At 52.6% G+C, this 1,864-nt stretch carries 1 protein-coding gene; it reads left to right on the top strand.

The window, feature by feature from the left end:
• The first annotated feature begins 188 nt into the window (after positions 1–188).
• Entirely contained in the window at positions 189–1,757 is a 1,569-nt protein-coding gene (locus tag BF95_RS25125; RefSeq protein ID WP_152542937.1) for a hypothetical protein, read from the top strand.
• Positions 1,758–1,864: the final 107 nt, after the last annotated feature.

The raw sequence follows: 1,864 nt of genomic DNA, 5'->3' as shown, positions 1-1,864 counted from the left end.
TTCCCGAGGATAGACCCAAGCGTTTCAAGGTTGGGTAGCCGTGCGCCATTAACGGCCAGAGCCTTTGGCGCGAGTGCAACAGGATTGCTACCTACCAACTTGAAGCCAAATGTCTTAGAGATGTCGACATTCGCTATTTGCGCGCGTCTTCGATCCGTCGATGAAATGACTCGCTTGGGAAGAAATTGGTGCAGCGCATGGTAGATAAGCCGAACAATGTCGGAGATCATTACGATCAGCTTCGGCCCCCAATAGTTCGGTCTGAAGGTCTTACGGACAGCGAACGTTACCTCGCCAAGCTTGCCGATGATACGTTTCTGAACCTCTGGTCCTACCCAAATCCCCATCGATCTCAGAAGTTAGGCGGCAATGGTGACGGCAAAGAGCTGTGCGATCTGCTCATCGTTTGCGATCCACATGTCCTGATCTTTTCGGACAAGCAGGTCCGGTGGACGGACAAGCCGGTTGAGGTTGCATGGGCCCGATGGGCGCGAGGAGCGATCCAGGATGCGGCTAAGCAACTAAAAGGGGCTGAGCGCTGGATCAACGAATTTCCCGACCGGCTTTTCCTAGACAAGCTTTGCGAAGTTCCTTTGCCGCTTGCTTTCCCACCAGCAGAGCGCCGCAAGGTCCATCGAATTATCGTAGCGAGGGGGGCTGAAGAAGCCGGACGCAAGCACTTTGAGGGCGGTCTAGGAACCTTTGTCATTCGTCCATCGATCAAAGGGCCCGATCATTTCAATCGGGATGCAGCCTCGTTCGAGCCGTTTGCTGTTGGTGACATCGACCCATCAAGCCATTTCGTGCATGTTTTCGATCCAGTGTCTCTCGATATCGTGATGCAAGAACTCGATACGATTTCGGATTTCACGGAGTACCTTGATAAAAGAGCTGCCTTCATCCGTTCCGGAAAACTTAGCGGTGCCCACGGTGAGGAAGACCTCCTCGCCTATTATGCAATTCGAATAAACGATGAAGGTGATCACGACTTCACGGCTCCGGAAGGCCGTTCCTGGGACGAGGTAGAGGCGGTAACTATAGGTTCAGGACACTGGACCCGCTATATCAAGCATCCGCAAAGTCTGGCGAAAAAGGCGGCTGACCAAATATCATATGCTTGGGATGGCCTCATTGAGATTTTTACCAAACATCTTTTAGGTGGAACTTCGATAGTTCTGCCAGGGCATACCTACTCGCTGACAAACAGCGAAATCGCTGTTCGTCATATGGCGTTGCAGAACCGTTATATCCGTCGTGCTCACAGTGAGGCAATCCGAGGTGCGCTAGAATATGGTCGAGATCAGGATGTCTTTTTCAGGGCGATGATCTCTCCGAAGGTCTCTAAGAAGTGCGAGACGGGGTTCTTCTTCCTCACGTTGAAGTATCTGCGCTGGATGGACGCGAAAGGCGGGTACGAAAAATACCGCCAGATGCGGGCGTTCTATCTTCAATGTTACGCCCAAGCACTCCTCATGAAACACAGCCATCTTAAGCGGATTATCGGCATAGCGATGGAGCCACCGGGGCAGAATGGAGGCTCTTCCGAAGACATCATCTATACTGAACAAGCAAAATGGACTGATGCAGATCGCAGACAGGTTCGGAAAGATTGCTCAAGCCTGGGCATCATGGGTAATTTGAAGCGGAGGAACTATCGCGGCAAAGAGTACCCTGAGGCCAATAGAAGCAGCACATTGCAATCGACTGGAAATCGCAAACAGCGTCGGATGGACGCGGCCCGTAAGAGAAACGGCTAAATGGCTTATCCAGGGGTGCGTCAGCGCTTGGATCGCAAATCAATGCAAGCCCGCTTCCTCTTTTGAGCCTTGTCGCGACGCGGCAAGCAATCCGGGGGCGGTGGCCG

This window comes from Sphingobium sp. Ant17 (assembly GCF_000588875.1).
Lineage (GTDB): Bacteria > Pseudomonadota > Alphaproteobacteria > Sphingomonadales > Sphingomonadaceae > Sphingobium.
Note: the sequence above shows the minus strand (reverse complement) of the source record. Positions and strands in the feature narration are given on the sequence as shown.